We start from the raw sequence: 26,628 nt of genomic DNA on the forward strand, positions 1-26,628 counted from the left end.
AGACCGGTACGCTGACCGGCTCCCTCTCGGGTGGTCGCGCGGCCCGTGTTCTTCAGGTGGGACGCCGATCGGGGGAGCGGCCGGTCGGCCACTCCCCCGTCACGTCACCGGCGCAGGCCGAGCCGCTCGATGAGCGACCGGTAGCGGGCAATGTCCTTCTTCTGGACGTAGTTGAGCAGCCGACGGCGCCGGCCGACCAGCAGCAGCAGCCCACGGCGGCTGTGGTGGTCGTGCTTGTGCACCTTCAGGTGCTCGGTCAGCTCAGCGATCCGCTTGGTGAGGACCGCAACCTGGACCTCCGGCGAACCGGTGTCGCCCTCGGCGGTCGCGTACTCCGCACGGATCGTGGCCTTGGCTTCCTGGTCGAGCGCCATGTTCTCCCTGTTTCGGTGGGTTGATCAAGTAGGTGTCCGTCGTCCCGGTGGACCGGGAACGGACCGGTACCTCGCACCCGCGGCGTCGAGCAGGCACGCGAGGCCCCACGCCGGTCACCCGACGTCTCCGCAAGACTACCAGCACTCGCCGATAGCACCCGGTCAAGGGCTCGGCCGAGGCCGCATCGTCTCGCGCGACGATCAGGCCAGAGCGCGCCGGGTGCGTACGACGTCCTGTTCCATCTGGGCGATCAACGGCTCGATCGAGTCGTACCGGATCTGTCCGCGCAGGTGCGCCACGAAGTCCAGGGCCAGCCGCTCGCCGTAGAGGTCGCCGTCGAAGTCCAGCGCGTACCCCTCCACCCGCCGCTCCCGGCCGGAGAAGGTCGGGTTGGTGCCCACCGACACCGCTGCCATCAGCGGCTCGCGCTGCCCGCGACGGACCAGCCGGGCCGCGTACACCCCGTCGGCGGGCACCGCCGCGTACCGGTGGCAGAGCAGGTTGGCGGTGGGGAAGCCCAGCTCCCGCCCGCGCTGGTCGCCGCGGACCACCACGCCCTCCAACCGATGCGGGCGACCCAGTGCGGCCGCCGCCGCGCCCACGTCGCCCGCATCGACGCAGGAGCGGATGTACGTGGAGGAGAAGACGGTCCCGTCCTCGGCGACCAGCGGGCCGCCCTCCACGCCGAAACCGAAGGTGCGGCCGAGCCGCTCCAGAAGTGCCACGTCGCCGGCCGCCCGGTGCCCGAAGCGGAAGTTGCTGCCGACCACCACCAGCGCCGCGTGCAGGTGCTCGACCAGGATGTCGTGCACGAACTGTTCGGCCGGCAGCCGGGAGAACTCCGGGGTAAACGGCACCACGCAGAGCACGTCCACGCCGAGCGCCTCGATCAGCTCCGCCTTGCGGGCCGGCTCGGTGAGCACCGCCGGATGCGAGCCGGGGCGGACCACCTCGGCCGGGTGCGGGTCGAAGGTGACCACCACCGACTGCACGCCCAACTCCCGGGCCCGGGCCACCGCGTGCCCGATGGTCGACTGGTGCCCCTTGTGCACGCCGTCGAAGACGCCGATGGTGACGACCGAGCGCCCCCACCCACCGGGCGCCGCGTCGTACCCCCGCCACCGCTGCATGCCGCTCCTCCCTGCTGGCCCGCCGACCGGCGGGTGACATCGCCGGCCGCTGGCCGGCGGACCTGCGCCCCGCCGTCAGGCCGGGGCGAGCACGATCTCCGCGCGGGCCCGGCCGTCCCGCTCGCTGACGATAGCGATCAGTCCGCCGGCCGGCCCGAAGACGGCGTACGGCCCGGCGAGGCCGGTCGGGTCCAGCGGACCGCCGTGGGCGAGCACCCGAGCCTCGTCGGGCGTGGCCTCCCGGCGCGGGAAGAACCGGTCAGCGGCCGCGTCCAGCGGCAGGTTGACCACGTCCGGGGCGCGCTGCTCCAGCTCGTCGAGGGTGGCCGCCTCGGCGAGGGTGAAGCCGCCCACCGCGGTCCGCCGCAGCGCGGTCAGGTGGCCACCGACCCCCAGCGCCAGGCCCGCGTCCCGGGCGATGGCCCGGATGTACGTCCCGGAGGAGCAGGTCACGTCCACGTCCACGTCCACCACGTCCGGCTCGGTGCGGCGGATCGCCAGCACCTCCAGCCGGGAGATGGTGACCCGCCGCGCCGGCAGCTCGACGGTCTCCCCGTCGCGCACCCGCTTGTACGCCCGCTGCCCGTCGATCTTGATGGCGCTGACCGCGCTCGGCACCTGGTCGATCTCACCGGTCAACGCGCTCAGCGCGGCACGGATCCCGTCGTCGGTGACCTGACCCGCCGGGGTGCTGGCGATCACGTCGCCCTCGGCGTCGTCGGTGATGGTGGCCTGGCCGAGTCGGATGGTGCCGGTGTAGCTCTTGCCGGCGCCGATCACGTAGGTCAGCAGTCGGGTGGCCCGGCCCACCCCGATCACCAGCACACCGGTGGCCATCGGGTCGAGGGTGCCGCCGTGCCCGACCCTCCGTGTCTTCGCCAGCCGGCGGATCCGCGCCACCACGTCGTGCGACGTCATGCCGCCGGGCTTGTCGACCACGATCAGACCATCGGTGCTCACGACGCCCAAGCCTGCCAGACCGGCCCGGCGACGGGGCACCAGGGCGGCGTGCCGGATGCGAAGATCACTCGCCCGCTCCCGTCGACCCAGGACGACAGATGACCAGCGAAGACCCCGCCAGCCCGCCCACCACCGTGGCCCGATACAGCGTCGCCACCGAACCCGAGCGGATCCGGGTACCGGACTGGATGCGGGAGCCCGCGACGGAACACGCGTTGACCCGGCGGGATCGGCTCCGACTGCTGTGGGAGCGGCACGCCGGAAAGCTGCTCGGCGGCGTCGGCGCGGTGGTCGCCCTGGTGCTGGTGGCCATCCTGGGCTGGAGCGGATTCAGCGCCGTGCAGCGGATCCACAACGGAGAGCCGCTGCGGCCGGGACTGGCCAGGTCACCCTCGCCGGCGCCGCGGCCGGTCGACGAGAGTGGCAACAGCCTCGGGCCGTTCGTCGCCACGCCGGCCGAGAAGTACGCCGTGGGCGAGGCCGCCATCACCCTGCCTGCGGCCCGGGCCGCCGCCCCGTTCACCGCCAAGCAGGTTGCCGACGCGCTGGCGATGGTCAAGCAGGCGCTGGTCCAGGGTCGGCTCGATGTCTCGATGCTCCTCGGTAAGCCCGACAAGTTCCTCGCCCTGCTGGCGCCGGAAGACCGGGACCACGTGCGTAAGGAGTTCGCGGAGGGCGCGAGCCTGGGCTACGCCACCCGGACCGACCGCGACGCGTCCCCAGAGTTGGAGTTCAGGGACGGCATTCGGGCCAGCGGCACCGTGCAGTACCGGTCGACCGTCGACCACGACGGGATCCGGGTGCTGGAGATCTCCACCCGGTTCATCTGGGTCTACTCCTTCGACCTGCCCCGACCGCAGGCGTACCCGCCCGGCGCCGAACTCGTCACCCTTCGGGACGAGGTGGTCTGGCACGTACCGCATCCGGAGGACGTTCGGTCGACCTCGCGCGGGCTCTGGGTGGAGAGCGCCGACGTCACCGTGCTCAACGCCACCTGCCCGGCGCTCCGGAAAGGCCTGATCGACCTGGAGGTTGAGCCGCAACGACGCCTGCCGGCGGCGGCACCGACCGGGGACATCTACGGCCCGGGCTGGCGTCCCGGCGACGGCGAGGAATGCTGACCGGCGGGCCCGGCGACCCGGTCAGCGGACCGCGCCGACAACCGCCCAGCGGCCGTCGCGCATTCGCAACAGCAGGGCGACCAGCCGGATCACCACGAACAGGGTGAGCCCGGCCCAGATGCCGCCCAGCCCGAGGTCGAGCCCGTACGCCAGCCAGATGGCCGGCAGGAAGCCGCCGAGCGCCGCCACGATGGTGAGGTTGCGCAGGTAACGCACGTCGCCAGCGCCGATCAGCACGCCGTCGAGCGCGAACACCACCCCGGCCAGCGGCTGCATGGCCACGAACCAGGGCCAGGCCACCATGGCCTGCTCGCGTACCCCCGGGTCGGAGCTGAACCACGACGGCACGACGCCGGCGCCGGCGGCGATGAGCAGCGCGAAGGCGACGCCGCAGACGCCGCCGAGCAGCGCGATCCGGCGGGCCAGCGCCCGGGCGCCCGCCTCGTCGCCGGCCCCGAGGGCGGCGCCCACCAGGGACTGCGCGGCGATGGCCAGCGCGTCGAGCACCAGCGCGGTGAAGAACCAGAGCTGGAGCGCGATCTGGTGGGCGCCGACGGCGGCGGCGCCGAAGCGGGCGGCGACGGCGGTGGCGGAGAGGAAGCTGGCCTGGAACGCCACGCCACGGATCAGCAGGTCCCGGCTGAGCACCAACTGCTGGCGGATCAGCCGGGGCTGGGGTCGCAGCGACACCCGCTCGGCGACCAGCGCCGCGGCGAAGAGCACCCCGGCGAGCGTCTGCGCGATCACGTTGGCCACCGCCGAACCCACCAGGCCGAGCCCACCGGGGTAGACCAGCAGCGGGCAGAGCAGCGCGGAGAGCAGGTTGGGGCCGAGCACGAAGACCAATGGGCGGCGGGTGTCCTGGACTCCGCGCAGCCAGCCGTTGCCGGCGGCGGCGAGCAGCAGGCCGGGGGCGCCGAGCGCCGCGATCCGCAGCCACTGCGCGGCGGCGTCGGCCACCTCGCCGCCACCTCCGGCGAGGGTACGGGCCAGCGCGCCCCCACCGAACTGCATGCCGACGGCGACCAGCAGCCCGACGCCGAACGCCAGCCAGGACGACTGGACACCCTCGGCCACCGCCGCCGCCCGGTCGCCGGCGCCGAAGCGGCGGGCCGATCGCCCGGTGGTGCCGTAGGCGACCACGGTGCCGAGCCACGCGGTGAGCGTCATGACCGTGCCGCCGACGGCGAGCGCGGCGAGTGGCACCCGGCCGAGGTGACCGACCACGGCCGTATCGACCAGCACGTAGAGCGGCTCGGCGGCCAGCACCACGAGGGCGGGCAGGGCGAGGCCGGCGATCCGGCGGGGGGACGCGGCAAGCGTGCTGGTGTCCATCGCCGGCGATCCTGTCACGAGCCAGGTAAGGATCGCAAGGTAGGCCAGTACTTACCGGCGACGACCGGCGGGGCTACGCCGTCGTGCTTGCGGGATCAGTGCGAGGCGCGGTCAGACGGGCGGTGACGCCGTGGACGGAGGCCGTCGGCGGCGTCATCGCCGGACGGATCGGGTCACTGGCGGGTGTCCATCGACGTCTGCAACGCGCGGCGGGCCTGCTCGCGGGCGTCGTCGGTGGTCTCCGGCTTGGGCTTGTTCGGCATGGTGGCGCTCCTTCCAGGGTGCGAGCCACCGGCACGCGGCGGCCCTCACGGGCGGTCGTGCTGAGCGCCCCCACGGCGGTCCGGGGTTACCGGAGCAGCCGGCTGGGAAGCGTGAGCCCGGGTCGGTCCGACCCTGGAGGGAGGCAGCGCGAGGTGTGGCACCACCGCCCATGACCTGCACCGCAACGCGATGCCGACCGTCTCCCAAGCTATCGTTCAGGTCCACATACTGCTCACGGTTCCCGCCATCTGGACATCCCGGGGCCCGGCTCAGCGGGCCAGGAAGTGCCAGCCCAGCCACCACCAGAAGCCGAACAGACCGATCCGGCCCACCGGCACGGGGCCGACCTCGTAGCGCATCACGTACGCGCAGACCTCGCCCAGCGTGGGGATCCGGGAGCCCTCCCGGCGGGCCAACCACTCGACCACGGCGAAGAGCGCAAACGCGGTGATGAAACCGCCGATCGCGAGTGCCCGCATCATCGCCGCACCAACCCCCAGAACGCCCCCAGCCAGGCGAACCAGGCCGCCGAGCGGGTGAGATGGTCCTCCAGGAGGGGATCGGCCAGCCGGGAGAAGGTGGGGAAGTCGTCGCCCACCGCCATCACGAAGGTGACGCCCTCGAAGACCCCGAAGACCACCACCGGCAGCGCCCACCAGGCCGCGCCCACGCCCAGCCGGCGCGGCGCCGGGCGGCGGGGCACCCGGTTGCTCAGACCGAGCCAGATCAGCACGCCGCCGGTGCCGAGGGTGTACAGGTTGGCTTCGGTGGAGAACGAAGCGAACCGGCCACCGACGAGCGACAGGCAGAGGAGTACCGGTACGGAGACGGCGGGCCGGTCCCAGGTGCGGGGGGCCTCCAGGGTGAGGTCGTGCGGCTGCTCCATCCCGCAATTCTTCCCGGTCTCACGGAACGCGGAAAGACCAACACTCCCCGGAGTTGACCCTGATCTTCCTGCGGGGCGAACGCGCGGCGTCGAGGTCAGACGCCGGGACGGATCAACGCCGTGTCGAGCTGGCCCCGGATCGCCTCGACCACCTGATCGACCGTGCCCCGACCGGTGAACCCCGCCGCGAACCGATGGCCACCGCCGCCCAGGGCGATCGCCACCCGGCTGACGTCGACCGCACCCTTGCTGCGCATCGACACGGCCCACTCGCCGGGCGTGGTCTGCTTCAGCACGCAGCTCACGTCCGCCTCGGCGGTGCACCGCACCGAGTCGATCAACGCCTCCAGCACGTACGGCCGCTGGTCGTGCCGGGCCAGATCGTCCAACGTGGCGAACGTCCACACCAACCCTCGACCGTCGGCCGCGGCCGGTTCCAGCCGAGCCCGGCCGAGCACCTCACCGAAGAGCCGGACCGCGCCGAAGGGCCGGGTGTCGAAGACCCGCCGGGAGATGTCACCGGGCGAGATGCCGGTGGCCAGCAGCCGGGCGGCCAACTGGTGCACCGCCGGGGTGGTCGCCTCGAACCGGAACGAGCCCGTGTCGGTGGTCAGCGCCACGTAGAGGCATTCGGCGATGGCCGGATCCAGCGCCACGCCGAGCCGGGCCAGCAACTGCTCCGCCACCACCGACGTCGCCGCAGCGGTCGGGTCGATCAGGTTGACCGTGCCGAAGCCGCCGTTGGAGGCGTGGTGGTCGAGCACCAGCGCCGAGCCGGCGGACGACAACCGCCCGGCCAACTCGCCGAGGCGCGACTCGCTCGCCGCGTCGAAGCAGATCACCAGGTCCGGGTCGGCGTCCGCAGCGCTCGCCGGGACCAGCAGATCCAGCCCGGGGAGCCCACGGAACGGCTCGGGCACCTCCGGCGGCCCGGGAAAGGTCGCCTGCAACCGGCGTACGCCGAACTGGCGCAGGCCCAGACCGAAGCCGAGCATGCTGCCCAGCGCGTCGCCGTCCGGGTTGACGTGGCAGATCAGCAGCACCCGGCCCGTCGGCGGGAGAGCACGTAGCAACGCCTCGGCCGCGGCCCAGTCCGCCTCGGTGGGGCCGGCGCCGACCGCGGTAGCGAATTGAGCGCCGGCGGTGCCGGTCACCGCGCTTCCCCACCCCGGGGGGTCTCGTCGACGTCGGTGGCCTGGTCGGCCTCGTCCGTCTCGTCGTCCTCCTCGTCGACCCGGTACGGCTGCGCCTCGCCCGCGTACTCCGCCTGGGCGGCGAGCCGCTGCACCTCGGCATCGGCGTTACGGGCCGCGGCGAGCAGGTCGTCGATGTGCTTGACCTGGTCCTGGACGTCGTCTAGGACGAAGGTGAGCGTCGGCGAGTGCCGCAACCCCAGCGCCTTGCCGACCGTGCTGCGCAGCATCCCCTTGGCGCTCTCCAGCGCCGCCGCCGTGTCCGACTGGGCCGCCACGTCACCGAGCACCGTGTAGAAAACCGTCGCGTCACGCAGGTCGGCGGTGATCCGGGCGTCGGTGATCGTGATCATGCCGAGCCGCGGGTCCTTGATCTGGCTCCGCACCACCGACGCAACCAGCTCACGCACCCGTTCCGCGTGCCGGCGTACCTTGGCCGGATCAGACATCTCGCCACCTCCACGGCGTCCTGCTCCCGGCCGACCCGGCGACCCGGGGGCCGCCGGCCGACCGGCCAACATCTCGAACATTACCTTCGCGGCCGGACCGGGTCGCCGGCACAGCCGGCACCCTGGTCAGTCGTCGTCCGCGCCGTACAGCCGGCGCCGGACCGACAGCAACTCGGCCTCGGGCCGAGCCGCCACCAAACGCTCGCAGGAGTCCAGCACCTCGCGGACGTGCGCCGCCTCGGCGGCCACCACGGCCACCGCTATCTGCGCTCGACCGTGCAGGTCGAGCGCTCCCACCTCGGCGACCGACACCTCGAAGCGGCGCAGTGCCGCCACGATCGGCCGTACATATGATCTCTTGGCTTTGAGCGACCGGGAGTCGCCCGGCAGCAGCAGGTCGAAGACCGCGGTTCCGGTAAACATCGCCCCGGACGATACCGGCAACCCGCCCTGCATGATCAAGGGGTTTACGCCGGTTCGGCGTAAACCCCTTGATCAGCGTGTCACTGCCGGATCAGGCGCGAACCTTCTCCCGCATCTCGAAGGTCTCGATGATGTCGCCGGCCTGGACGTTGTTGTAACCACCCAGGGTCAGACCACACTCGAAGCCCTCGCGGACCTCCGTGGCGTCGTCCTTGAACCGCTTCAGGGAGCTGATCGTGAGGTTGTCCGCCACGACCGTCCCGTCCCGCAGTAGGCGCGCCTTCGCGTTGCGCCGGATGACACCCGACCGGACGATACAACCGGAGATGTTGCCGATCTTGGACGAGCGGAAGACGTCGCGGATCTCCGCGCTGCCCAGCTCGACCTCCTCGTACTCCGGCTTGAGCAGGCCCTTGAGCGCAGCCTCGATCTCCTCGATGGCCTGGTAGATGACGGTGTAGTACCGGATCTCCACGCCCTCGCGGTCGGCCATCTCACGGACCTTGTTCGAGGCCCGCACGTTGAAGCCGATGATCGTGACCGGCTCGGACGAGGCGCTCGCGAGCATGACGTTGCTCTCGGTGATCGCGCCGACGCCCCGGTCGAGGACCTTGAGCTGGACCTCCTCGGGGATGTCGAGGTTGAACAGCGCGTCCTCGAGGGCCTCCACCGAACCGGAGCCATCGCCCTTGAGGATGAGGTTGAGCGACGTCTTCTCGCCCTCCTTGAGCTGCTCCATGAGCGTCTCGAGGGTGGCCCGACCACGGGAGTTGGCGAATGCCGCCGCCCGTCGCCGCGCCTGGCGCTGCTCGGCGATCTGCCGCACCGTACGGTCGTCCGCCGCGGCGAGGAACGTGTCACCCGCGCCGGGCGGCGCGGTCAGACCCAGGACCATGACCGGACGCGCCGGCCCGGCCTCGGCAACCTGGTTGCCGTTCTCGTCGAGCATGGCCCGAACCCGGCCGTGCGCCCCGCCGGCGACGATCGAGTCGCCCGCCCGCAGGGTGCCCTTCTGCACCAGCACCGTCGCCACCGCACCGCGACCCTTGTCCAGGTGCGCCTCGATGGCCACACCCTGCGCCGGCCCGTCGATCGGAGCGGTCAGCTCCAGCGACGCGTCGGCGGTCAGCAGGACAGCCTCGAGAAGCTCCTCGATGCCGATGCCCGGCTTGGCTGCCACGTTGACGAACATGGTCTCGCCGCCGTACTCCTCAGCGACCAGGCCGTACTCGGTCAGCTGCTGGCGGACCTTGTCCGGGTTGGCCTCCGGCTTGTCGACCTTGTTGACCGCGACCACGATCGGCACGTCGGCCGCCTTGGCGTGGTTCAACGCCTCGATGGTCTGCGGCATCACGCCGTCGTCGGCCGCGACCACCAGGATCACGATGTCCGTCACCTGCGCACCACGGGCACGCATGGCGGTGAACGCCTCGTGACCCGGCGTGTCGATGAAGGTCACCGCGCGGTCCACGCCATCGTGCGGGACGTGCACCTGGTAGGCACCGATGTGCTGGGTGATGCCACCCGCCTCGCCAGCCACGACGTTCGCCTTGCGGATCGCGTCGAGCAGCTTGGTCTTACCGTGGTCGACGTGACCCATGACGGTCACCACCGGCGCACGGCTGACCAGACGCTCCTCAGCCACCTCCGCGTCGAGGTCGATGTTGAACTGCGCGAGCAGCTCGCGATCCTCGTCCTCGGGGCTGACGATCTGGATGTCGAAGCCCAGGTGCTCACCCAGCAGCTGCAGGGTGTCGTCCGAGCAGGACTGGGTCGCCGTGACCATCTCGCCCAGGTTGAACATCTCCTGGACCAGCGAACCCGGGTTGGCGTTGATCTTGTCGGCGAAGTCCGACAGCGAGGCGCCACGGGAGAGCCGGACGACCTGACCCTGACCCCGGGGAGCACCCGAGCTCATGGTCGGAGCCGACAGGTTGTCGAACTCCTGTCTGCGCTGCTTCTTGGACTTGCGACCGCGCGTCGGCCGGCCACCCGGACGCCCGAAGGCACCCGCGGCGCCACCGCCACGACCACGACCACCGGCACCCGGACGACCGCCGCCACCGGACGGAGCACCCGGACGGAAACCGCCACCGGGAGCACCGCCACCGCCGCCGGGACCGCCACGGTAGCCACCGCCACCGCCGGCACCCGCGCCGCCACCGGGGCCACCGCGGTAACCACCGCCGCCACCGGCACCGCCGCCAGGACCACCGCGGAAGCCGCCGCCACCGCCACCGGGACGACCAGCGCCGCCACCGCCACCGGGGCGACCAGCGCCACCGGGACCGGGACGACCGGCAGCCGGACGCTGACTCGGCATCGACGCCGGGCTGGGCCGCGGCGGCATGGAGTTCGGGCTCGGCCGCGGCGGCATACCCGCCGGGCCACTGGGCCGGGGACCACCCGCGCCAGCGGCCGGGGGCCGCTGCTGCTGGCCACCCTGGATACCGAACGGGTTGTTACCGGCGCCGCGCGCCGGCGGGCGACCGCCGGGCCGGGCACCCGGACCCGGAGCCGGCGTGCCCGGACGGGCGGCCGGTGAACCGGGACGGGGCGGCATCGCCGTGGGACCCGGCCGAGGGCCGGGGCCGGGACGGTTGCCGTCTGCCGGAGGCTCCCGGCGGACGTTGTCCCGCTGCTGCTGACGGGCGGCCTGCGCGGCCTTGACCGCGGCCTCCTGCTCAGCCTTCAGCGCGGCGGCACGCGCCTCCGCGGCCGCCACCTCGATGTCGTGGGCACTCGCCGGTTGCGGCGCACCGGGAACCGGGCCCTTGGGCTTCGGACCCGGGGCCGGGGCCGGGGCCGACGGCCGCCGGGGCGGCATCGGCTTGGCCGAGACCCGGGGCGCGCCCGGGGTCGGGGATGGCGTCGGGGTCGAAGCCGGCGCCGCAGTCGGCGCGGGCGCCGACGGGGCGGCCGGCGCCGAAGCACCGGCGGACGCGACGAATGCGTTACGCAGCCGCCGGGCGACTGGCGCCTCGACGGTGCTGGACGCGGACTTCACGAACTCGCCCATTTCCTTCAGCTTGGCGAGAACGGTCTTACTCTCGACCCCGAGCTCTTTTGCAAGCTCGTGTACGCGGGCCTTGCCTGCCACTGCACTCCTCACTCCGAGGTCGTGCGGGCAGCACCCGCAGCGACCTCACTCGTGCACTTGAAGCCTGGTCATTTCAGGGACTTCATCGTGTGCTCATGTCGGTCGTCCTACCTTGCTAGCGACCCTCGCCCGGTCGGGCTGACCGGACGTAGTGGTTGGCGCATCGACGTGCTCCGCCAGCGCACCGTGGTCGGGGACCCCGGTGATGCGCAGCGCACGCCCGAAGGCGCGGCGCCGCACTGCCAGCGCGAAGCAGGCCGGATCCGGGTGCATGTTCGCTCCCCGACCCGGCAGCCTGCGGAGCGGATCAGGCCGGAGGCTGTGACCAGCCTCGTCCCCGATCGCTACGACCCGCAGCAATTCGCTGGCCGGCGCACGTTGCCGGCAACCCACACAAGTGCGCTCCGGCTGCGCGCGTCGTACCACTGGAGGAAGTCTACCCCTAGCTGCCCGAGATCGCGCCGCCCGGCTCCCGGACGTGATCAGCCGCGCCCCGCGCGGCCGGGCTGGTCTGCTCCGCGTCGGAGCGGATGTCGATCCGCCAACCGGTCAACCGGGCCGCGAGGCGGGCATTCTGCCCCTCCCGCCCGATGGCAAGAGAGAGTTGGAAGTCCGGCACGGTCACCCTTGCGGTCCGGGTGGCCAGGTCCACCACCTCGACCCGCAGCGCCTTGGCCGGCGACAACGCGTTGCCGACGAAGGTGGCCGGGTCGTCCGACCAGTCGATGATGTCGATCTTCTCACCGTGCAGCTCGCTCATCACGGCACGCACCCGCTGGCCCATCGGGCCGATACAGGCACCCTTGGCGTTCACGCCGGGGGTGGCGGAGCGTACGGCGATCTTGGTGCGGTGACCTGCCTCACGGGCGATCGCGCCGATCTCCACCGTGCCGTCGGCGATCTCCGGTACCTCCAGCGCGAACAGCTTCTTGACCAGCGCCGGGTGCGACCGGGACAGGGTGATCTGCGGACCACGCATGCCCTTGGCCACGTGAACCACCACGCAGCGGATCCGCTCGCCGTGTACGTACCGCTCGCCGGGCACCTGCTCGGACTGCGGCAGCACGCCCTCCAGCTTGCCCAGGTCGACGCTGACGATGCCCTTCTCGGACCGCGCCTCGTGCGCCTGCACCACGCCGGTGACCAGGTCACCGTCGCGACCCACGTACTCGCCGAAGTGCACCTCGTCGGTGGCCTCCCGCAGCCGCTGGAGGATCACCTGCTTGGCGGTCATGGCGGCGATCCGGCCGAAGTCGTGGGGAGTGTCGTCCCACTCCCGCACCAGACTGCCGTCGTCGTCCATCTCCTGCGCGTACACCAGGGCGGCGCCCGACTTGCGGTCGATCTCCACCCGGGCGTGCGGCTCGGCACCGTCGGTGTGCCGGTAGGCGGTCAGCAACGCGGTCTCGATCGCCGCGAGAATCGTGTCGAACGGGATCTCCCGCTCGCGCTCGAGTGCGCGCAGCGCCGCGAGGTCGATGTTCACCTCTCCTCGTCCTCCACATCATCTTCGTCGTCGATGTCGTCTGAATCGTCGATCTCGTCTGTCTCGTCCGCGTCGTCGGTATCGTCCGCGTCGTCGAACTCGTCCGGCTCACCCAGCTCGGCGAGCCTGGTGAACTCGACCTGCACCCGACCGGGGCCCAACTGGGCGTACGCCCAGGAGGCCCGGCCGTCGTCGGTCTCCAGCTGCACGCCCTCGTCGTCGGTCCCGACCACCCGGCCGGTGACCTGGCGGTCCCCGGTGGGCTGCTCGCCGCGCTGATCGGGCAGCACGGCCGCGCCCCGGACGGTGACCTTGACCAGCCGACCGACGTTGCGCCGCCAGTGCCGGGGCAGGGTGAGCGGCCGGTCCACGCCCGGTGAGCTGACCTCCAGCTGGTACTCCCCGGCGACGATGTCGCCGCCGGTCTCCTCGGCGGCGTCGAGCGCGGCCGAGACCGCGCGGGAGACGTCCGCGACGGCGTCCAGGTCGATCCCGCCGTCGGCGTCCACGATCACCCGCACCACGTGCCGGCGCCCGGCCCGGGAAACCGACAGGTCCTCCAGGTCGTAGCCCACGCCGTTGACCACGGGCTCGATCACGGCCCGCAACCGGTTACGTCGCGCGGTGAGATCACCGCCGCGGGGACTCACACCACCACGGGGTCGATCCGTCGACCTGGTGGCACGGCCACGCTGCGTCATCTCCGCACCCTTTCCCTGGTCGACGGCGACGGTCGTCCCGCCATGCCGGCACGCCACCGGAGCGAACGCCCCGGTGGCTGCGCAGAGCGTAACGCGCCTGCCCGCTGGTGGACCGGGCGGCGCACCGACGCGGGTGGCCCCCGGACCGGGCCGGATGGTGTTGACTTGCCCGGTGGGGATCGGCAGAACGACACAGCGCGACCAAGCATCCGGACATTCCCGGCGAAAGCTCCTGCGCGCCGGAGCGCTGCTGGCGCTCGGCGGTGCCGCAGCACCGCTGACCGGCTGTGATCTTTTCGACCGCGATGGCCAGCCGGCGCCGCCGCCTGACCCGTTGCGGCCGATGGTGGACGAGTCGCTCGGGCTGGCCGCGGCACACCGGGCGAGCGCTGCGGCGCACCCGGAGCTGGCCGACCGGCTCGGCCCGATCGCCGAGGCGCACACCGCGCACGCCACCGAACTGGCCCGGGTGATCGGCGTCGCGTTGCCGTCGACGCCCGCCGCCGCCCCGACCACCGCCCCGGCGGCCGAACCGGCTGGCGCGCTGGCCGCCCTGCGAGCGCTGGAGAAGACCGGCCAGCAGTCCGCGACCGCCGCCTGCGCCGCGGCACCGGCGGAACGGGCAGCGCTGCTCGGGTCGATCGCCGCCGCGCGGGCCACCCACCAGGAGGCACTGAAGTGAGGCAGCCATCCGCCGCGGAGGCGCTCGCCGCCGCCCTCTCCGCCGAGTACGCGGCCATCTACGCCTACGGGCGAATCGGCGTCCGGCTCACCGGGGCGGCGCGGGACGCCGCGCGCCAGGCGGAGGCCGCGCACCGCCGCCGGCGCGACGCGCTGGTGGTGCAGCTCAGCACCTCCGGTGGCGACGTGCCACCGGACCGGGCCGGGTACGCGCTGCCGTTCGCGGTCACCGACAAGGCGAGCGCGTTGCGGCTGGCGGTCGAGGTGGAGGAGCGCACCGCGGCGCACTGGCGGGCGGCGCTGGCGTCCACCACCGGCGCCGACCGGGACCAGGCGCTGGCCGCCCTCGTCGAGTACGCCGTACGGGCCACCCGCTGGCGCAAGACCGCCGGGCTCACCCCGCAAACTGTCGCGTTTCCCGGCCGCCCCACCTGAACCGGTCCGCTCCGGTTGCGGAGCGCCATACCAGGTATGCATACTCCGTTCCCATGTCCATCCGTCACGGGTTGCTCGCCCTGCTCGAACGCGGCCAGATGTACGGCTACCAGCTGCGCGCCGCGTTCGAGGAGTCGACCGGCTCGACCTGGCCGCTGAACATCGGGCAGGTCTACACCACGCTCTCCCGGCTGGAGCGGGACGGTCTGGTGCGCCCGCTGCCGGAGAGCGAGGCCGGGCAACGCCCGTACGAGATCACCGACGCCGGCCGGGCGGATCTGGCGCTGTGGTTCGCCACCCCGATCAGCCGCACCGACCGCCCCCGCGACGAGCTGGCGATCAAGCTGGCGCTGGCGCTGACCACCCCCGGCGTGGACGTCCGCTCGGTGGTACAGGCCCAGCGCAGCGCGACGATGCGGGCGTTGCAGGAGTTGACCCGGTTGAAGTACGGCAGCAACCGGCCGGAGGACCTGCCCTGGCGGCTGGTGCTGGACTCGATGGTGTTCCAGGCCGAGGCGGAGGTGCGCTGGCTGGACCACTGCGAGACCAGCCTGGTCCGGCACCAGCCCGGCACCCCCGCGCCGCCCATGCCCAGAGCCGGCGACGCCGACATGTCCGACGCGGCGCGGTGGGCCGACGAGGAGGCGCGACGGTGAGCGGAGCGGACGACGCGGTGCTGGAGCTTCGCGCCGTCCACCGCACCCACGGGGTCGGCCCGGCGGCCGTGCACGCGTTGCGCGGCGTCAGCCTGGTCGTCCGGCCGGGTGAGCTGGTCGCCGTGATGGGTCCGTCCGGCTCCGGCAAGTCGACACTGCTGGCCCTCGCCGGCGGCCTGGACCGCCCGACCCGCGGCGAGGTCCGGGTCGAGGGGCAGCCGTTGGGTGCGCTGGACCGCCGCGGGCTGGCCCAGCTGCGCCGCCGCCGGATCGGCTACATCTTCCAGCAGCTCAACCTGCTGGGCAGCCTGAGCGCGATGGAGAACGTCGCCCTCCCGCTGGAACTCGACGGCGCCGGCGGGCGCCGGGCCCGCGCGGCGGCCCTGGCCGCGCTGGCAGAGGTGGGCCTGCCGGCGCTGGGCGACCGCTTCCCCGACCAGCTCTCCGGCGGCCAGCAGCAGCGGGTCGCCATCGCCCGCGCGCTTGTCGGCGAGCGGCGGCTGGTGCTCGCCGACGAGCCGACCGGGGCGTTGGACTCGCAGACCGGCGAGGCGGTGCTGCACCTGCTGCGCCGCCGGGTCGACGCGGGCGCGGCCGGCGTACTGGTCACCCATGAGGCGCGGCACGCCGGCTGGGCCGACCGGGTGGTGTTCCTGCGGGACGGGGTGCTGGTCGACACCACGGCACCGCTGGGCAGCGTCGAGCAACTGCTGTCCGGTAGCGACCGGTGACCGTCCGCCGGGTGCGGCGGGCCTCCGGCCGCGCCGACGTCCCGGCGGCACCGCCGGTCGCGCCGCCGGCACCCGCGGGCCGGCGTCGGTTGGCCGAGCTGACCGGCTCCTGGCGGGCGGCGCTGCGGATCGCCCGGCGGGAGTCGCGTCGGGCCCGCCGGCGAACCGCCCTGGTGCTCGCCATGATCGCCCTGCCGGTGCTGGTGCTGGCCTTCCTGGCCGTGAGCTACGACATGGCCGAGCTGACCCCGCAGGAGCGCATCGACCGCCGACTCGGCGTCGCCGACGCGGAGCTGCGGTGGATCACCGACACCCCGATCGGGCAGGACGAGTGGGGCGAAGGCTGGTACACCCGGGAGGGCGACCACGGGCCAAACGGTCGGGTGGCCACCGCCGCCGAGGTGTCCACGCTGCTCGGCCCCGGCAGCCGGGTCACCGAGGTGCGCGCTCTACTCCCGCTGACGGTGCGCGGCCCGGAGCGCGACGAGAACGTCGAAGGACGGGTACTGGACCTCACCGACCCGTTGGCCCGGGGGCTGGTGCGGTTCCGGGCCGGACGGGCGCCGCGGCAGCCCGGCGAGGTCGCCGTGAGCCCGGCGGCGCTACGCCGCCTGGACGTACGCCTCGGCGACGCCGTGGCCACCGCCGACGGCACCCGGGCGTACACCGTGGTCGGGGTGGTCGAGTTTCCCGACGATCTCGGCCCGGTGGTGGCGTTGCACCCGGGTGCCGTGCCACGAAGCGATCCGCTGCCGGACAGCAGCTGGCTGGTGGACGTGCCCGGCACCGTCGACGCCGCGCTGGTGTCCCGACTCAACGACCATGGCGTGCTGGTCACCCCGCGCCACCCGACCATCCCGGCGGCGGGACAGTCGCGGCCGTGGCCCGGGTCCATCGGTCCGAGCAGCGCCACGGACCTGAGCACCGGCGTGCTGATCGCCGGCCTCGGGCTGCTGGAGGTGGTGCTGCTGGTCGGGCCGGCCTTCGCGGTCGGCGTCCGCCGCCGGCGGCGGGACCTGGCACTGGTCGCGGTTGCCGGTGGGGACGCCGCCCAACTGCGTCGGGTCGTGCTCGCCGACGGCGTGGTGCTGGGCGTGCTGGGCGCCGCCGCCGGCCTGATTCTCGGCGTCGGCGCGGCGTTCGCCGGTCGTCCGCTGGTGGAGCAGTACGTCTTCGGCGCCCGCTTCGGCGGGTACCGCTGCTGGCCGTCGGCGCTGATGCTGCTCGGGGGGGTCGCGGTGCTGGCCGGGGTGCTGGCCGCGCTGGCACCGGCCTGGACCGCCGCCCGGCAGGACGTCATCGCCGGGCTCGCCGGGCGACGCACCCCTCCCCCGAGCCGAGCCCGGTGGCTGACCATCGGGCTGGCACTGGTGGCCGGCGGGGCGGCGCTGGCGGCGTTCGGGGCCACCCGAACCTCACCGGCGGTGATCCTCACCGGCCTGATCCTCGGCGAACTGGGCCTGGTCTGCTGCACACCCACACTGATCGGCGCGCTCGCCCGCCTCGGCCGGGTGCTACCCCTGGCACCCCGGATCGCGCTACGCGACGCCAGCCGCAACCGGGCCGTCGCGGCACCGGCGATCTGCGCCGTGATGGCGGCGGTGGCCGGCAGCGTCGCGCTCGGCGGGTACCTGGCCAGCGACGGGGCCCGCGACACGCGCGCCTACCAACCGATGCTGCCGACCGGGCACGTGCTGGTCAGTGCGACCGAGCCGACCCGGCTGCCCCGACCCACGCTGGCCGAGGTCACCACCGCGGCCCAGGCGCAGCTGGGCGCCGGCGCGGTGGCCGCGGTGCACACCGTGGCCTGCCCACCGGATGGCAACCCCGGCGACTACTGCTACGTCGCACCGAGGCTGCCGCCGGAGCGGGCCTGCCCCTGGCTGCCCGGGGACAACCTCTCCCCGGCGGAGCGCCGGCAGGCCCGGGCCGACCCGCGCTGCCAGCTCCGCGACGGGGACTACTACGGCGGCTACGTCGAGACGCTGGTGGACGACGGCAGCGCCCTGCCGATCCTCACCGGCGCGGACCCGGCGGCCACCGCTGCCGCCACTGCGGTGCTGCGCGCCGGGGGCGTCGTGGTGACCGACCCGCGCTACCTGCACGACGGCCTGGTGACCGTGCAGGTGAGCCGGGCGGAGGCCGGAACGGACGGGCCGAACGGTGCCAGCGATCTGCCCGGGTACGCGCTGCCCGCGGCAGTCGGGCAGCCCCGCCTGCTGCTGTCCCCGTCCGCGGTCCGACAGCTCGGCCTGAATTCGTCCCAGACCGGCTGGGTGATCGACACCCCGGCCCCGCCGGACGAGAACCGGCAGGAGCGGTTCACCGGTGCACTGAGGTCCTTTGGGGCGTTCTCGCTGAGCGTGGAGCAGGGCGCCGCCCCCCGCGACGTGTCACCGCTGCTCCTGCTGCTCGCCGCGGCGGCCGGGCTGATCACGGTGGGCGCGGCCGGAATCGCCACCGCGCTCGCCGCCGCCGAGGGGCGCGCCGAGCTGTCCACACTCGCGGCCGTCGGCGCGGCCCCGGCGGTACGCCGGCTGCTGGCGATCTGCCAGGCCGGGGTCATCGCCGGCCTCGGCTCGGTACTCGGCATCGTGGCCGGGTTGGGCACCGCCGCGATCGTGCTGTTCTCCGTCAACCGGCAGTACGCCACCAGCTGGCCCGTGAGCGAGCCGTACCCGTTCCTGGTGCCGTGGCCGGCGCTCGGCGTCCTGGTGCTGGTGCCGATGGTGGCGATGCTCGGCGCCGGCCTGTTCACGCGTGCCCGCCTGCCCATCGAGCGGCGGTTGGACTGAGCGGGACGCTCCGGCGGGCAGCCGAAGCGGCGCAGGGGGCTGGCCACCGAGGCGCGGCAACCGGCAGACTGGGCGGCGTGTCAGTGCTGGGATCCCTCACCCGTCGAGTCGGCCACCACCGTTGGTTCGGCGCCGCCGCCCGCCTGCTGGTCCCCGCCGACCGGGTGGTCGGCCGGCTCACCCGGGGCCGGGTGGTCGCGCTCGGCCTGGTCTCGTCCCTGATCATCACCACCACCGGCCGCCGCTCCGGCAAACCGCGCAGCAATCCCCTGATCTACGTGCCCGACGGCGACGCGTACGTGGTGATCGGCTCCAACTGGGGGCAGACCCAGCAGCCCGGCTGGGCGCTGAACCTGCTCGCCGAGCCGGCCGCCGAGGTGGACGTGCGGGGTCGACGGGTTCCGGTGCGGGCCGACGTGGCCACCGGCGCCGAACGGGACCGGCTGTGGGCACTCCTGGTCACCGAGTGGCCGGCGTACCGCACGTACGTCCAGCGAGCCGGCGGCCGGGAGATCCGCATCTTCCGGCTGGTGCCGACCGGGCGCGGCGCGCCGGCTGGCCCGCGACCGGCTGGCTAGGCTGACGCTCAGTCGCCAGGCGGGGACGATCCGGTGAGCCCCGCGGTCGGGAACGAAGGGTGGCCCGTGAGCGCGAGGAGTGAGCCGGTTTTGCGAGCCCCGCAGTCGGGAACGAAGGCGGCCCCGTGAGCGCGAGCAGCGAACAGGCCGATGTCGACCGGGGCTTCGACGATCGACGGTGGACGGTGGCGGAGCGGGTCGCCCAGGCGGCCCAGCGACGTTTCGCGGCCGACGTGCTCGCGGTCGCGGTGCACGGCCCGCTGGCGCACGGCGACGACGACGGCGGCGGGGACCGCGAGGTGGGGATGCTGGTGGTCACCTACCGACCCGGCACCGGCCCACCCCCGGCGACCCGGCGGGTGGACGGGGTGCTGGTCGACCTGACCGTGGCCGCCGCCGAGGACTACCTCGGGCAGGCCCGGGTGCTCTCCCCGCTCTGGCCGCTGACCGCGGACCGGTACGTCACCACCCGGGCGTTGCACGACCCCACCGGCTGGCTGCGGACGCTGCGCGACGAGCACCTGGGCCGGCTGGCCCGGGCACGGCCGGCGGAGTTCAGCACCGCAGCCCGGCAGGCCTGGTACCGGGGCAGCGCGGCGCACGCGCGGGCCGCCCGGCTGGCCGAGTGGTACGAGACCGACCAGGCGCTGCTGATGCTCGGCGAGGCGCGGCTGGCCGCGGCCACGGTGACCGGTCTGCTGAGCCGCACCTACTTCCGCGACCCGGGGGACGCGGTGCGCCGCACCGGTCTGGCCGGCGCGGACATGACCGAGGTGGGGCTGGTGCTGGGCCGGCAGGCCGAGGAGCTTGCCGCCCGTGGCCGGCCGGTGGATGGCACGGTCGACGAGTTGCTCAGCTGCTGACCGGCGTTACAGCGCGCCCTGTACGCCGATCAGGGCGCCGATCAGGTAGGTGGCGGCGGCCGCCGCGGCACCCAGCAGTAGCTGGCGCAACCCGCTGGTCCACCAGGGCCGGTTGGTGAACCGGGCCACCGCCGCCCCGGCGGCGAACAGCCCGAGCCCGCCGACGGCGAGCGCCAGCCAGAGCTCGGTGGCGCCGAGCAGGTACGTGAGCAGCGGGATCAGCGCCCCCACCGAGAAGAACAGGAACGAGGAGATCGCCGCCGTCCACGGGCTGGGCTGGTCGTCGGGGTCGACGCCCAACTCCTCGCGGACGTGCACCCGCAGCGCCTCCTCCGGATCGCGCCGTACGGCTTCCGCGACCTGGGTTGCCAGGTCGCGGGGCAGGCCGCGCGCCACCCACGCGTCGGCCAGTTCGCGGGCCTCGGCTTCGGGATGCCGCTCCAACTCGCGCCGTTCCTTGGCCACCTCGGCGGCGATCTGCTCGTTGGCCGAGCGCACGCTGGTGTACTCGCCGAGCCCCATCGAGATCGCGCCGGCCACCAGACCGGCGGTGCCGGTCAGCACGATGCTGCGCGGCGAGACCCCGCCGCCGCCTACGCCGGCGATCAGGGCGATGTTGGTGACCAGCCCGTCCATCGCGCCGAAGACGGCCGGGCGCAGCCAGCCGCCGGAGACGTCCGCGTGGTGCGCCTCGCGCAGCGCCGCAGGGGTGTCGGTCACGGCAGGGTGAGAATCTCGTGACCGTCGTCGGTCACCACGATGGTGTGTTCGAACTGGGCAGTCCACTTCCGGTCCTTGGTGACCACGGTCCACCCGTCGTCCCACATGTCGTACTGGTAGGTGCCGAGCGTGATCATCGGCTCGATGGTGAAGGTCATCCCGGGCTCCATCAGGTCCGTGGGACGCGGGCTGTCGTAGTGCGGCACGTACAGCCCGCTGTGGAAGGTCTCTCCGATGCCGTGGCCGGTGAAGTCGCGGACGACGCCGTAGCCGAACCGCTTGGCGTACGACTCGATGACCCGGCCCACGACGTTGATCTGGCGGCCCGGGGCGACGGCGCGGATGCCCCGCATCATCGCCTCGTGGGTCCGCTCGACCAGCAGCCGGGCCTCCTCGCTGACCTCGCCGACACAGAAGGTGGCGTCGGTGTCGCCGTGCACCCCGTCGATGTACGCGGTCACGTCGACGTTGATGATGTCGCCGTCCTGCAGCACGGTGGTGTCCGGGATGCCGTGGCAGATGACCTCGTTGAGGCTGGTGCAGCAGGACTTGGGGAAGCCCTTGTAGCCCAGCGTCGACGGGTACGCGCCGTGATCGCAGAGGAATTCGTGGACCACCCGGTCGATCTCGTCGGTGGTCACGCCGGGCTTGGAGTGCTCGCCGGCGAGCTGGGTCGCCTGGGCGGCCAGCCGGCTGGCGATCCGCATCTTCTCGATGGTCTCCGGCGTCTGCACGTGCGAGCCGCGCCACTCCTGGGGACGCTTCTTGCCCACGTACTCCGGGCGGGGAATGTGGGCCGGCACCGGTCGCATCGGGGAGAGCGTGCCTGGGGTCAGCGGCGGACGGACGGTCATGCCTCAAGCCTATCGCCGGCCCGGCTGGTGACCCGCGCCACGGCCGCTCCGGACCGGTTGTTGCCCTGCCAGGTCGGCTGTGCCATGGTGTCTGCGTGGATCAAGGAGGAGCACCACCCGTCTTCTCCGCCAGCGCGGAGATTGACGGCGATCACCTCCACGTGGTGGTGGCCGGTGAGGTCGACATGGCCACCGCCGACACCATGCTCCAGACGGCCCTGCGCGAGCCCGCCGAGCGGATCACCCTCGACCTGACCGCGGTCACCTTCTTCGACTCGGCCGCCATCCACGCGCTGGTCCGGCTCGCCCAGCAGTTTCCCGGCACGCTCACCGTGCTGCCGTCCCGGCAGGTCCGCCGCGTGCTGGACATCTCCGGCCTGGGCGAGCAGAGCTGGCTGAGCCCGGCCTGAGCCACCCGCGACCCGGCTGATCTGTCGGGCGCACGCGCCGCGCCGGCCACCGTCGGGCGCGAGGTCAGTCCTGCAGCTGCCGGCGCAGCGTCACCTCGGTGCCCTCATCGGTACGCCGCACCGCCAGCTCACCCAGCGCCTTGATCAGAGTCAGCCCGCGCCCCCGGAACCCGGAACCGGCCGACTCCCGCCACCGGCCGCTGTCGCGCACCGTGACGGTCAGTGTCCGGTCCTCGATGGCCACCTCAACGCTGATCACCGGCTCGGCGGGGTGGACCGGGTGCTCGATGGCGTTCGCGGCGGCCTCGGAGACCGCCACGGTCACGTCGAACAGGTCCGTCTCGCCGACCCCATGCGCGACCAGGAAGTCCTCCAGGCGCTTGCGCAGCACGCTCAGCCGGGTCGGGTCCGCGGGCAGCCGCAACGCGAAGCGGTTCAGCTCGGCCGCCTCCAGGGCGAGCACGGCCACGTCGTCGCGGCGCGGTTGACCGGCGACCCGCTCGATCACCGCTTCGATCAGGTCCGTCACGTGCTCACCAGGGGTGGCCGCGTCGGTACACAGCTGGGCCAGCGCGGCGTCGATGTCGAGCTGCCGATCCTCGATCAGCCCGTCGGTGTAGAGCAGCAGCCGGCGGCCGGGAGGCAGCTCCCCCTCGACCGAGTGGTACGTCACGTCGGGGATGGCGCCGACCGGCGGGCCGAGCGCCTGGTCGTGCAGGAATGCCACGTCACCTCCTCTGATCAGCAGCGGGGACGGGTGACCGGCGCTGGCGTACCGCAACCTCCCGGTACGCGGGTTGAACAGCAGACAGACCACAGTGGCGAAGGATCGGCGTTCGGTGGACCCGACCAGCCGGTTGAGCCGGGTCAGCGACTCACCCGGGTCGAAGCCCTCCAGCAGGTACGCGCGCAGCGCGTTGCGGAGCTGCCCCATCGCCGCGGCGGCCTGGACGCCCTTGCCGACCACGTCGCCGATGACCAGCGCCAGCTCGTCACCCTCCAACGCGATGGCGTCGTACCAGTCGCCGCCGACCTCGACGTCGGCGCTGCCCGGAAGGTAGCGGCTGGCCACCACCGCGCCCGGCAGCTGGGGCAGCGACCGGGGCAGCAGGCTGTGCTGCAACGTGGTGGCGATGCGATGTTCGGCCTCGTAGAGCTGGGCGTTCTCCAGGCGTACCCCGACCAGCCGGGCGAGCTGGGTCAGCGCGGCCTCGTCGGCCTGCGCGTCGTCGCCGGCCGACCGCCAGACCCGCAACTCGCCGAGCCGCTCACCGGTGGTGCCGGTCAACTCGGCCACGAAGGACGGGTCCACGGCGGTGGTGCCGCCGGCGTCCGCCTCGGATCGGGCCCCGGTCGCGGTGACCACCACCCGCGCGGCTTCGGCGAGGCTGAGCGCGTGCCGGGCGGCGACCTGGAGGACGTCGGCGGTGGACCGGGCGGTGTTCACCGCCACCGCCGCGTCGGCCAGCGCCCGCAGCCGGCGGATGATCTGCCCCCGCAGTTGGCCCAGCTCGACGTTGGCCCGGACCCGCGCCACCAGCTCCTGCCCGGAGAACGGCTTGGTCAGGTAGTCGTCGGCGCCGACGGAGAGGCCGGCGACCGCCTCCGCGGAGCCGGCCCGGGCGGAGAGCAGCACGATCGGCACGTGTCGGGTACGCGGGTCCGCGCGCAGCGCGCCGACCAGCCCGAACCCGTCCAGCCGGGGCATCATCACGTCGGTGAGCACCAGGTCGAACCCGCCCTCACGGGCCAGCGGCAGGGCCGCCAGACCGTCGCTGGCCGTGACCACCTCCCAGGTCGGGGACAGCAGCCGGGTGACGTGCTCGCGCAGGTCCGGGTTGTCGTCGACGACCAGGATCCGGCCGGCCGGGGTGACCGCCGCCAGCTGGTTGCCGAACTCCGGCGGCGGCTCGGCGCCGGTCCACAGCGCGGTCTCCGCGACGTAGAGCCGGGCCTGTTCCGGCTCGCCCGACGGCTGAGCGCCGAACGGCGCCACCCGGTCGGCGGGCAGGTGCGCCGATCCGAACGGGACGGTCACCGCGAAGGTGCTCCCGTCGTCGACCCGGCTGGTGACCCCCACCTCGCCGCCGTGCATCTCGACCAGCTCCCGGACCAGCGCCAGGCCGATCCCGGTGCCCTCGTGGGTGCGGGCGCGCACCCCGGACACCCGGTGGAACCGCTCGAAGACGTGCGGCAGCTCGCCCGGCACGATCCCCACGCCGGTGTCGGTCACCTCCAGCCGGGCGGCGTCGCCAGAGGCATTGACCCGGACCCGGATCTCGCCGTCGAAGGTGAACTTGACCGCGTTCGACACGAGGTTGAGGACGACCTTTTCCCACATGTCCCGGTCGACGAAGACCGGCGCCGGCAGGGGCGGGCAGTCCACCACCAGTCGCAACCCGGCCCGGTCGGTGGCCGAGCGAAAGGTGCTGGCGAGCCGCGCGGTGTAGCCGGCCAGGTCGGTGGGCTGGTAGTGGGCGGCCGGCCGGCCGGACTCCAGCCGGGAGAAGTCCAGCACGGTGTTGACCAGCTTGAGCAGGCGCAGCGCGTTGCGGTGCATCATGGTGAGCCGGTCGGTGTGGGTGGCGGCCAGTGCCGGGTCAGCCAGCATGTCCTCCATCGGGCCGAGCACCAGGGTCAACGGGGTGCGGAACTCGTGGCTGACGTTGGCGAAGAAGTTGGTCTTCGCCTGGTCCAGCGCGGCCAGCTCCGCGACGCGTGCCCGCTCCTGCTCGTACGCCCGCTGTTTGCCCACCGCGCGGGAGATCTGGGCGGCGACCAGGTCGAGGAAGTCGCGGTACTCGTCATTGAGCGCCAGCAGGCCTGCCATGCCGACGACCAGCGCGCCGACGGTCTCGTTGGTCGCCGTGATGGGCAGCACGAGGGCGTGGTCGGCTGCGTCGGCCGGCGGCGGGTCGAGCAGACTGGCCACCTCGACCGTGACGGGTGCGCCGTCGGCGGCCACCCGGGCGAGCACCTCGGGCGCGATGTCGACAGCGACCTGGCCGGTGCCCTCGGAGCCGGCCAGGGTGAACCGGCCGGCCTCGTCGCCCAGGTAGATCAGCGCGAACGGCACGTCCGCCCGGTGCCGACCGAGCACCTCGGCGGCCGTCCGGCCGAGTTCGGCGGCGCTGACCACGTCGGCCAACTCGGCGCCCAGCTCGGCGAGTGCCCGCAGCCGGCGCTCACCGAGCACCCGCCCGGTGGTCTCGTTCACGATGCAGTAGACGCCGTGGACCGAACCGTCCGCGCCCCGGATCGGGTCGTACGAGACGTCGAAGTAGGTCTGCTCGACAAAGCCGTGCCGGTCCAGCAGGAAGGGGTGGTCCGCGCCCCGGTACGACTGTCCGGTGCGCCGAACCTCGTCCAGCAGCGGGCCGAGCACCGCCCAGGTCTCCGCCCAGTGCTGCCGGGCCGGTTGACCGAGCACGTCCGGGTGCTTGCTGCCGATGGTCGGCCGGTAGGCGTCGTTGTAGAAGGCGAGCTGGTCGTCGCCCCAGAACATCACGATCTGCGCGCTGGAGGCGAGCATCATGCCGACCGCGCTGGAGAGCGCCGTCGGCCAGCGACCCGGCGGGCCGAGCGGAGCAGTGGACCAGTCGAGGCTCCCCAGTCGCTCGCCCAGCTCACCGCCGGCCGCGAAGGCGGCCGTCAGCAGTGGGGGCACGTCGCTGGCGGCCGCGAGGGACTGCCCCGCGTCCGCGCCCCCCTGGGCCGAGCTCATAAAGCCTCCCGCTCCGGCTGCCCCCCAGCCGATGATCTTCGCCAGCCGTGTTCCGACTTGTACCCCGGCGGACGAGGAACGTAACGCATCGCGCCTGTTCGACGCTGATTGCCTACGCCCTGTCAGTGACCGGACAGTGGCGGCGGGTGCGGCGTCGGCGTCGGCCGTGCCGGAGCGCGCCCGGCGGCTCAGAAGACCGGCAGCCCGTCGATACTCGCCGCGTTCTTGGTGGCCCGGTAGACCACCAGGTCGTCGGCGGTACGGCGGGAGTGTGAGCTGAGCAACAGATCGCGTTCCGCGCGGTAGTCCATCAGTGGCACGGCATAGCCACACGAGTCGCTGACCCGGTCCACCTCGACGGTGATCACGGCCCGTACGGCGTGCACGTCCGGCGGCTCGGGAAACTCGGCGAGCCGGTCGGCGAAGGCGGCCTCGGTGACCGCGACGGTGCTGCCCCGGCCGTGCAGTCGGAGGATCTTCGGCGGCCCGTCGAAGGCGCAGAACATCAGCGTGATCCGGCCGTTGTCCCGCAGGTGGGCGATCGTCTCCGCGCCGCTGCCGTGGTAATCCAGGTAGGCCACCCGGTGCGGACCGAGAATCACGAACGTGCCCCGCATGCCCTTCGGCGAGACGTTGACCTGCCCCTCCGCGCCGGATGGCGCGGTGGCCACGAAGAAGACCGGCTGGGCTGCGATGAAGTCGCGCAGCCGACCGTCGATCGCCGGATACACCTTGCCCATGCGCTGATCCTCCCACCG

26 protein-coding genes are annotated in these 26,628 nt (G+C 73.2%); 9 read left to right on the forward strand and 17 right to left on the reverse strand.

What is annotated here, in order from left to right:
* Nucleotides 1-104: 104 nt before the first annotated feature.
* The 3 genes from rpsO to truB form a co-directional block, all read right to left on the reverse strand.
* On the reverse strand, nt 105-374 hold the full coding sequence (gene rpsO, locus ABZV00_RS27200; protein WP_074317913.1) for a 30S ribosomal protein S15: 270 nt from the start codon (nt 372-374) through the stop codon (nt 105-107).
* A gap of 201 nt (nt 375-575) precedes the next feature.
* Nucleotides 576-1,505: a bifunctional riboflavin kinase/FAD synthetase gene (locus tag ABZV00_RS27205; protein WP_355610969.1), complete on the reverse strand. Its 930-nt coding sequence runs from the start codon at nt 1,503-1,505 to the stop codon at nt 576-578.
* A 75-nt stretch (nt 1,506-1,580) separates the two neighbouring features.
* The gene (gene truB / locus ABZV00_RS27210; protein ID WP_355610972.1) at nt 1,581-2,504 is read right to left on the reverse strand and encodes a tRNA pseudouridine(55) synthase TruB; all 924 of its coding nucleotides are present in this window, start codon (nt 2,502-2,504) and stop codon (nt 1,581-1,583) included.
* Between the two features lie 59 nt (nt 2,505-2,563).
* Between truB and ABZV00_RS27215 the strand changes: the two genes are divergently transcribed.
* Nucleotides 2,564-3,586: a hypothetical protein gene (locus ABZV00_RS27215; protein WP_355610975.1), complete on the forward strand. Its 1,023-nt coding sequence runs from the start codon at nt 2,564-2,566 to the stop codon at nt 3,584-3,586.
* Between the two features lie 21 nt (nt 3,587-3,607).
* Here the strand turns inward: ABZV00_RS27215 and ABZV00_RS27220 are convergent, their stop codons facing one another.
* The 10 genes from ABZV00_RS27220 to rimP form a co-directional block, all read right to left on the reverse strand.
* Nucleotides 3,608-4,921 carry an MATE family efflux transporter gene (locus ABZV00_RS27220; RefSeq protein WP_355610978.1) on the reverse strand — a complete coding sequence of 438 codons (1,314 nt, stop codon included), beginning with the start codon at nt 4,919-4,921 and terminating at the stop codon, nt 3,608-3,610.
* 533 nt (nt 4,922-5,454) lie between these two features.
* Nucleotides 5,455-5,664, reverse strand: coding sequence for a DUF6186 family protein (locus ABZV00_RS27225; RefSeq protein ID WP_328426356.1), 210 nt, complete (start codon nt 5,662-5,664; stop codon nt 5,455-5,457).
* Nucleotides 5,664-6,071, reverse strand: coding sequence for a hypothetical protein (locus tag ABZV00_RS27230; protein ID WP_328424655.1), 408 nt, complete (start codon nt 6,069-6,071; stop codon nt 5,664-5,666). The genes ABZV00_RS27225 and ABZV00_RS27230 overlap by 1 nt, the downstream gene beginning before the upstream one ends.
* A gap of 95 nt (nt 6,072-6,166) precedes the next feature.
* Nucleotides 6,167-7,225, reverse strand: a complete 1,059-nt coding sequence (locus ABZV00_RS27235) for a bifunctional oligoribonuclease/PAP phosphatase NrnA (protein WP_328424654.1) — start codon at nt 7,223-7,225, stop codon at nt 6,167-6,169.
* On the reverse strand, nt 7,222-7,713 hold the full coding sequence (gene rbfA / locus ABZV00_RS27240; protein ID WP_328424653.1) for a 30S ribosome-binding factor RbfA: 492 nt from the start codon (nt 7,711-7,713) through the stop codon (nt 7,222-7,224). Before rbfA ends, ABZV00_RS27235 begins: the two co-directional genes overlap by 4 nt.
* A gap of 126 nt (nt 7,714-7,839) precedes the next feature.
* Entirely contained in the window at nt 7,840-8,136 is a 297-nt protein-coding gene (locus ABZV00_RS27245) for a DUF503 domain-containing protein (protein WP_328424652.1), read from the reverse strand.
* Nucleotides 8,137-8,227: 91 nt separating this feature from the next.
* Entirely contained in the window at nt 8,228-11,236 is a 3,009-nt protein-coding gene (gene infB / locus ABZV00_RS27250) for a translation initiation factor IF-2 (protein WP_355610983.1), read from the reverse strand.
* 93 nt (nt 11,237-11,329) lie between these two features.
* Complete coding sequence (locus ABZV00_RS27255; protein WP_328424648.1) at nt 11,330-11,662, reverse strand: YlxR family protein; 333 nt, start codon at nt 11,660-11,662, stop codon at nt 11,330-11,332.
* Nucleotides 11,663-11,678: 16 nt separating this feature from the next.
* Complete coding sequence (nusA, locus tag ABZV00_RS27260; RefSeq protein ID WP_355610987.1) at nt 11,679-12,722, reverse strand: transcription termination factor NusA; 1,044 nt, start codon at nt 12,720-12,722, stop codon at nt 11,679-11,681.
* Entirely contained in the window at nt 12,719-13,423 is a 705-nt protein-coding gene (gene rimP / locus ABZV00_RS27265; RefSeq protein WP_355610990.1) for a ribosome maturation factor RimP, read from the reverse strand. Before rimP ends, nusA begins: the two co-directional genes overlap by 4 nt.
* Nucleotides 13,424-13,577: 154 nt before the next feature.
* Here rimP and ABZV00_RS27270 point away from each other — a divergent pair, with 154 nt between their 5' ends.
* The 7 genes from ABZV00_RS27270 (at nt 13,578) to ABZV00_RS27300 (ending at nt 20,162) form a co-directional block, all read left to right on the forward strand.
* Complete coding sequence (locus ABZV00_RS27270; RefSeq protein ID WP_355610993.1) at nt 13,578-14,105, forward strand: hypothetical protein; 528 nt, start codon at nt 13,578-13,580, stop codon at nt 14,103-14,105.
* Nucleotides 14,102-14,539, forward strand: a complete 438-nt coding sequence (locus tag ABZV00_RS27275) for a ferritin-like domain-containing protein (protein WP_355610996.1) — start codon at nt 14,102-14,104, stop codon at nt 14,537-14,539. The genes ABZV00_RS27270 and ABZV00_RS27275 overlap by 4 nt, the downstream gene beginning before the upstream one ends.
* 53 nt (nt 14,540-14,592) lie before the next feature.
* The gene (locus ABZV00_RS27280; RefSeq protein WP_355610998.1) at nt 14,593-15,195 is read left to right on the forward strand and encodes a PadR family transcriptional regulator; all 603 of its coding nucleotides are present in this window, start codon (nt 14,593-14,595) and stop codon (nt 15,193-15,195) included.
* 17 nt (nt 15,196-15,212) lie between these two features.
* The gene (locus ABZV00_RS27285) at nt 15,213-15,926 is read left to right on the forward strand and encodes an ABC transporter ATP-binding protein (protein ID WP_328426354.1); all 714 of its coding nucleotides are present in this window, start codon (nt 15,213-15,215) and stop codon (nt 15,924-15,926) included.
* Nucleotides 15,923-18,721: an ABC transporter permease gene (locus ABZV00_RS27290; RefSeq protein WP_355611001.1), complete on the forward strand. Its 2,799-nt coding sequence runs from the start codon at nt 15,923-15,925 to the stop codon at nt 18,719-18,721. The genes ABZV00_RS27285 and ABZV00_RS27290 overlap by 4 nt, the downstream gene beginning before the upstream one ends.
* Before the next feature lie 77 nt (nt 18,722-18,798).
* On the forward strand, nt 18,799-19,299 hold the full coding sequence (locus ABZV00_RS27295) for a nitroreductase family deazaflavin-dependent oxidoreductase (protein ID WP_328424635.1): 501 nt from the start codon (nt 18,799-18,801) through the stop codon (nt 19,297-19,299).
* Nucleotides 19,300-19,424: 125 nt separating this feature from the next.
* Complete coding sequence (locus ABZV00_RS27300) at nt 19,425-20,162, forward strand: nucleotidyltransferase domain-containing protein (RefSeq protein WP_355611004.1); 738 nt, start codon at nt 19,425-19,427, stop codon at nt 20,160-20,162.
* A 6-nt stretch (nt 20,163-20,168) separates the two neighbouring features.
* On the opposite strand, the gene ABZV00_RS27305 is transcribed toward ABZV00_RS27300, so the two are convergent.
* Both ABZV00_RS27305 and map read right to left on the reverse strand, forming a co-directional pair.
* The gene (locus ABZV00_RS27305; protein WP_355611007.1) at nt 20,169-20,882 is read right to left on the reverse strand and encodes a VIT1/CCC1 transporter family protein; all 714 of its coding nucleotides are present in this window, start codon (nt 20,880-20,882) and stop codon (nt 20,169-20,171) included.
* Entirely contained in the window at nt 20,879-21,736 is an 858-nt protein-coding gene (gene map / locus ABZV00_RS27310; RefSeq protein ID WP_328424629.1) for a type I methionyl aminopeptidase, read from the reverse strand. Before map ends, ABZV00_RS27305 begins: the two co-directional genes overlap by 4 nt.
* A gap of 95 nt (nt 21,737-21,831) precedes the next feature.
* Between map and ABZV00_RS27315 the strand changes: the two genes are divergently transcribed.
* Nucleotides 21,832-22,146: an STAS domain-containing protein gene (locus ABZV00_RS27315; RefSeq protein WP_355611010.1), complete on the forward strand. Its 315-nt coding sequence runs from the start codon at nt 21,832-21,834 to the stop codon at nt 22,144-22,146.
* A gap of 64 nt (nt 22,147-22,210) precedes the next feature.
* Here ABZV00_RS27315 and ABZV00_RS27320 read toward each other — a convergent pair whose 3' ends face one another.
* Together ABZV00_RS27320 and ABZV00_RS27325 are read right to left on the reverse strand one after the other, a co-directional pair.
* A complete protein-coding gene (locus ABZV00_RS27320) occupies nt 22,211-25,870 on the reverse strand; it encodes a SpoIIE family protein phosphatase (protein ID WP_355611013.1) in 3,660 nt (1,219 codons plus the stop codon).
* A 188-nt stretch (nt 25,871-26,058) separates the two neighbouring features.
* On the reverse strand, nt 26,059-26,610 hold the full coding sequence (locus ABZV00_RS27325) for a pyridoxamine 5'-phosphate oxidase family protein (RefSeq protein WP_355611016.1): 552 nt from the start codon (nt 26,608-26,610) through the stop codon (nt 26,059-26,061).
* Between the last annotated feature and the right edge of the window lie 18 nt (nt 26,611-26,628).

The sequence above is a fragment of the Micromonospora sp. NPDC005173 genome, assembly GCF_040608515.1.
Taxonomy (GTDB): Bacteria; Actinomycetota; Actinomycetes; order Mycobacteriales; family Micromonosporaceae; genus Micromonospora.

What these genes read in the sequence shown, in the direction of transcription:
- rpsO (WP_074317913.1), bottom strand. Translation starts at nt 374, where the DNA reads ATGGCGCTCGACCAGGAAGCCAAGGCCACGATCCGTGCGGAGTACGCG.
- ABZV00_RS27205 (WP_355610969.1), bottom strand. Translation starts at nt 1,505, where the DNA reads ATGCAGCGGTGGCGGGGGTACGACGCGGCGCCCGGTGGGTGGGGGCGC.
- ABZV00_RS27215 (WP_355610975.1), top strand. Translation starts at nt 2,564, where the DNA reads ATGACCAGCGAAGACCCCGCCAGCCCGCCCACCACCGTGGCCCGATAC.
- ABZV00_RS27220 (WP_355610978.1), bottom strand. Translation starts at nt 4,921, where the DNA reads ATGGACACCAGCACGCTTGCCGCGTCCCCCCGCCGGATCGCCGGCCTC.
- ABZV00_RS27225 (WP_328426356.1), bottom strand. Translation starts at nt 5,664, where the DNA reads ATGCGGGCACTCGCGATCGGCGGTTTCATCACCGCGTTTGCGCTCTTC.
- ABZV00_RS27230 (WP_328424655.1), bottom strand. Translation starts at nt 6,071, where the DNA reads ATGGAGCAGCCGCACGACCTCACCCTGGAGGCCCCCCGCACCTGGGAC.
- rbfA (WP_328424653.1), bottom strand. Translation starts at nt 7,713, where the DNA reads ATGTCTGATCCGGCCAAGGTACGCCGGCACGCGGAACGGGTGCGTGAG.
- ABZV00_RS27245 (WP_328424652.1), bottom strand. Translation starts at nt 8,136, where the DNA reads ATGTTTACCGGAACCGCGGTCTTCGACCTGCTGCTGCCGGGCGACTCC.
- rimP (WP_355610990.1), bottom strand. Translation starts at nt 13,423, where the DNA reads ATGACGCAGCGTGGCCGTGCCACCAGGTCGACGGATCGACCCCGTGGT.
- ABZV00_RS27270 (WP_355610993.1), top strand. Translation starts at nt 13,578, where the DNA reads ATGGTGTTGACTTGCCCGGTGGGGATCGGCAGAACGACACAGCGCGAC.
- ABZV00_RS27280 (WP_355610998.1), top strand. Translation starts at nt 14,593, where the DNA reads ATGTCCATCCGTCACGGGTTGCTCGCCCTGCTCGAACGCGGCCAGATG.
- map (WP_328424629.1), bottom strand. Translation starts at nt 21,736, where the DNA reads ATGACCGTCCGTCCGCCGCTGACCCCAGGCACGCTCTCCCCGATGCGA.
- ABZV00_RS27320 (WP_355611013.1), bottom strand. Translation starts at nt 25,870, where the DNA reads ATGAGCTCGGCCCAGGGGGGCGCGGACGCGGGGCAGTCCCTCGCGGCC.
- ABZV00_RS27325 (WP_355611016.1), bottom strand. Translation starts at nt 26,610, where the DNA reads ATGGGCAAGGTGTATCCGGCGATCGACGGTCGGCTGCGCGACTTCATC.